4 protein-coding genes are annotated in these 4714 nt (G+C 43.6%); 1 reads left to right on the forward strand and 3 read right to left on the reverse strand.

Features of this window, described 5'->3' with window-relative positions; translation table 11 throughout:
* Positions 1-7: 7 nt before the first annotated feature.
* Positions 8-349 (reverse strand): YlbF family regulator, encoded by a 342-nt coding sequence (locus A5875_RS22950; protein WP_088935919.1) that lies wholly within the window; start codon positions 347-349, stop codon positions 8-10.
* 69 nt (positions 350-418) lie between these two features.
* Positions 419-2620 carry a PBP1A family penicillin-binding protein gene (locus A5875_RS22955; protein ID WP_088935920.1) on the reverse strand — a complete coding sequence of 734 codons (2202 nt, stop codon included), beginning with the start codon at positions 2618-2620 and terminating at the stop codon, positions 419-421.
* 277 nt (positions 2621-2897) lie between these two features.
* Here A5875_RS22955 and A5875_RS22960 point away from each other — a divergent pair, with 277 nt between their 5' ends.
* Entirely contained in the window at positions 2898-3749 is an 852-nt protein-coding gene (locus A5875_RS22960) for an RluA family pseudouridine synthase (protein WP_088935921.1), read from the forward strand.
* A gap of 103 nt (positions 3750-3852) precedes the next feature.
* Here A5875_RS22960 and A5875_RS22965 read toward each other — a convergent pair whose 3' ends face one another.
* Positions 3853-4503, reverse strand: a complete 651-nt coding sequence (locus A5875_RS22965; protein WP_088935922.1) for a LysM peptidoglycan-binding domain-containing protein — start codon at positions 4501-4503, stop codon at positions 3853-3855.
* Positions 4504-4714 lie beyond the last annotated feature (211 nt).

Genomic DNA, 4714 nt, shown 5'->3' on the forward strand with positions numbered 1-4714 from the left:
ATCTTAATTATCCTTCGTACAATTCACGAATAGGCGTCATGATGATCCGGTTCAAGTCATTGATAATAACGCTGAAAGCTTGTTCTTTCACCATTAATTCATTGATCAATTCTTCTTGTTGAACCTTTTCTGCTAAAGCTTGTGCTTGTGCAGCATCTTCATCGCTGAAATCTTCGCCGCGCATTTGTTTTTCTTGCAAGCCTTGTTGGAAAACTTGGAAGTCTTTGAACGCTGCATAAGCAGTTTCATTTTTCTTTAATTCCTCAAAAGCTGCTTCTAAAGATTTAAATTCTGGTAGTTCGCGGATTTCGCGTTCTAAACCGTTCGCTGAATCGTAAATGTTTGCCATTTTTTTATTCCCTCATTTTCTATAAAAGTTACTGTTCTATTGTAACATGAATGGAAACGGGTTCACACCCTAATTTCCTTGTTGGTACTGCTGCCATAGTTCTTGGCCTTTTTCCTTCAGCTTATTAGCGCCTTCTTTGGCTTTTTCGAAGAAGTTCGCAGCCCCTTCGCTGGCCTTGCCGCCAATATCTTTCAGCTCTTCACGCCATTTATTTGCATCCGAGTTTTCGGCTCCTTGATTCACTTCATCGGCCGCCACGACTTTTCCGCCTGTAGCATAGGCATCCGCCACATCAAAGGAGTATTGACCAGCATAAGGTAAGATTGATTCGGCTTCTGCTCTGAAGACCTGTCCAACCTCTGATCCGCTGGTTCCGCTCAAATAATGAGTCTCGCTGACTTTTTCAAAACCTAACCAAGTAGAGATTACAACATTTGGTGTGTAACCAATGATCCATTGGTCGTTGACCTTATTCGCATCAAAGTTGGTTTCTGTCGTCCCGGTTTTACCTGCAACAGTAAATCCAGCCGGAGCGGCTTGAGCGGCTGTTCCGTTTGAGAAAGTCCCTAGAAGCATACTGGTCATTTCGTTGGCGACTTCTTTTGAAATGACTTGCTCATATTTAGGTGAGCTGTTGTCTTCAATCACAGCACCAGTCGAATCGATAATCTTGGTGATCAAATGCGGCTGATACACTTTTCCTTCATTCGCAAAAGCTCCATAGGCCGCCGCCATCTGCATCGGTGAAGTACCTTTTTCCAAACCGCCTAGTGCTAAGCCGTAATATTTATCTGACTTGCTCAATGGAATACCGAACTCTTCGGCCTTATTATAGCCTTTGTTCAAACCGATCTCGTGCAACAACCAAACGGCCGGCAGATTCAAGCTTTGGGCAACCGCTTGATACATCGGTACGTCCCCTTGATAGGTGCCGTCATAGTTTTTGGCTTTATAATACGATTGCGGTTCATCTTTTAAGATGCTGTCAGGCTTGTAGCCGGATTCTAACGCTGAGGCGTAAACACTCAAAGGTTTCATCGAAGAACCGGGAGAGCGCCGCATCTGGGTCGCAAAGTTATAGCTGCGGAAGATGTGCTCGCCGCGTCGGCCAACTAATGCTTGAACGCCGCCGGTTTTAGGGTCCATCGCCACTGAGGCAGATTGCGGCATCGCACCGTCTTCGGCATTTGCTGGGAAGTTCGCGTTGTTTGCATACACAGCTTCCATTTGCTTCTGGTAATCCTGATCTAATGACGTATAGATCTTATAGCCTTTATTCAGTAAATCCTTCTCTGACATTCCGTAACGCTCGACCGCTTCGTCAATAACCGCATCAAAGTATGAAGGGTAGCGATAACCGGCATCCGCTGAAGAATACGTATCACTCAGCTCTGAGGCTAGATCGACCGCCTTTTCTTGATCCTCTTGTTCCTTCGACAGCTTGCCGTTTTCTACCATGACCGAAAGCACCGTGTTTCGTCGATTTACCGCATTTTCTAAATTGTCGATCGGATTATAAATACTCGGTCCTTTTAACATCCCAACGATCGTAGCTGCTTCTCCGATCGTCAGTTGATTAGCATCCACTCCAAAATACTTTCTAGACGCATCTTGAACACCCCAAACCCCATTACCGAAGTAGGAATTATTCAGGTACATCGTTAAGATTTGGTCCTTGTCGTATTTTTTTTCGATCTCGATCGCCATAAAGACTTCTTTGGCTTTTCGTTCCAGCGTTTGATCGAGACTGAGATAGGCATTTTTAGCCAGCTGCTGAGTCAAGGTACTCCCCCCGCCAGTAATATGACCGGAAGTAACCAATCCTAAAGCTGCCCGTGCGATCCCCTTAATATCGAAACCATGGTGGGAGTAGAAGTTCCGATCCTCCGTCGAAACGACGGCATCCTTTAAATAGGGAGAAATCTGGTCGCTTTCTACGTAGGTGCCCTTTTGCCCGTAAAGCGAGCCGGCTTGTTCATTCTTTTCATCATAGATCACCGTCGATTGCTTCAAGCTGGATTGCAGCGTCTCCACATTGACCGATTTTGCTAAGAAAAATAGATAGACACTCATTACCAAAACAGCCACAAGTGTTAATAAGAGCAAGATTTTATTGATATGATATTTTTTCCAAATACGTTTGCGCCAATGATGAAATTGGATCAAATAAGGCTTGATCCATTGCCAAAAGGTTTTTGTGCCGCTGCGAAACTTCTGCCAAAAAACTTTTGCACCACTTTTAAATTTGCGCCAAAATTCCTGAAAATCCATTTTTTGATCTCCATTCTATGTAAAATTCAGACACAGTGTATCACAAATCACCTAGTTAACGCTTGGGGCTTGAGACGGATACACACTTGAGAGTATTCTAGCATGTGCTCTCAAGGAAAAGCTGATTTTTTTCTTAAATATCCGTTAAAAGTGATACAATAAGCCGGATGATACCTTTATTTATCCTGTTGAAATAAAAAATTAGCTTACTTTTGCTATTCTCTGCTTCAATAAGTTTAGCAAATTGAAACTATATTCATTAAAAAGGAGTACTTAAATGAAATTCACTATGACCCTGCCCGATCATTTTGCTGAAATGACCGTTAAGGACCTATTAGAAGAAGAGTGGCTGGTCCCGCGAAAGGTCCGCCATTTCATCCGAACCCGCAAAGGACTCTTGATCAATGGAGAATCCTGCCATTTTCAATCATTCGTTCGCGCTGGTGATGTGATCACGATTACCATTGAAGCGAGTGATTATCCTGAACGAACCATCCTTTTAGGTGATAAAAAACAGATCGAGGTTCTTTATGAGGACGAGCATTTGATTATCGTCAATAAACCTTATGGTATGAAGACGCATCCGAACCAGCCGGATGAAGCAGATACTCTGCTAAATCATTTAGCTGCCTATTTAGCACCCGCTGTTCAGCCCCACGTCGTTCATCGCCTGGATAAAGAAACCAGCGGCGCGATTTTGTTTGCGAAAAATCCTTTTGTGCTGCCGATTTTAGGCCGGCTGTTGGAGCAGAAGAAAATCTACCGCCGTTATCAGGCAGTCGTTCATGGAGCAATCAAAAAGGATCTGACGATTAATAAAAAAATTGGCCGTGATCGTCATGATCGCCGCAAACGCCGAATTGATCCAAAAGGTGGCAAACCGGCCGTTACTCATGTAACAGTCGCTAAGCAATCACCAAGTCAAACTATGGTGTTCTGCCAATTAGACACGGGACGAACGCATCAAATTCGTGTCCACCTAGCTAGTATCGGGCATCCGCTAATCGGCGATCCTTTATATAGTAGGAATCCCCACGGACGATTGATGCTGCACGCGTATGAGCTGCATCTGCGGCACCCCTTTACGGATCAAGAAATAGCCGTTCAGGCCTTGCCGGGATTGTGGTAAAAAGCCAACCCGTTCAGAGAGAATATTTCTTTCTGAACGGGTTTTTTTGATAAAAAGAAAAGCCAAGACCTCGCAATGAGATCTTGGCTTGAAAATATTTATCTTAATACCAGCCGTTTGCTTGCCAGAAAGCTTGTGCGCCTTCCCATGAACCGTAACGAGAAGTTACATATTGATCAGCAACACGTTCTTGGTTTGCTTCAGAATAGTCACCATTTAAATATGAAGATGATAATTGGTAACGTCCGATGTATTGACCGTTCGTTGCTGCGTAAGAACCGCCTGATTCGCGTTGTGCGATCCATTCTTTTGCTGATGAAGTTGTCGCTGGAGCTGCTGCAGGAGCCGCTTCTTGAACGGGTGCTGCTTCTTGTACAGGTGCCGCTGCTTCTTGTTGAACTGGAGTTGCCTCTTGTACAGGTGCTGCTTCTTGAGCTGGTGCTTCAGTTGTACTTGCTTGATATAATACTTTTTCTTCAGTTGGAGCTGCTTCAGCTTTTGCTTCTGCTTTGCCTTCGCTGTCGATTGTTAATTCTTGACCTGCAAAGATCATGTTTACATTAGAAATTTTGTTTGCTTTTGCAATTGCATCTACTAAGCTGTCGTTACCAGCAAACTTGTGAGAGATTTTTGATAAAGTATCTCCTGATTCTACAGTATACGTTTCTGAAGCGTGTGCGTCTGTAGCTCCCATCGCTAAACCTGCACCTGCTGCTAATACTGTACTAAAAAGAAATGTTTTCCCTAATTTCATTATGTAACTTCCTCCGATTTTTCTTATGTCTTTTTTCTTCTGTCTTCTTGACTACGAGTGCTACTTTACCATCCTTTTGTGTTTCATGGGTGATATTCGTGTAACAGTTCATTACAAAACCATAAAACTATGTAACAAAACTCTACTCAGTGTGTCACAGATGTGTATAAGAGACAGCTCACATACCACTTCGCAACTCTCGCGCTATCAC

The sequence above is a fragment of the Enterococcus sp. 3H8_DIV0648 genome, from assembly GCF_002140655.1.
Taxonomy (GTDB): domain Bacteria; phylum Bacillota; class Bacilli; order Lactobacillales; family Enterococcaceae; genus Enterococcus_A; species Enterococcus_A hulanensis.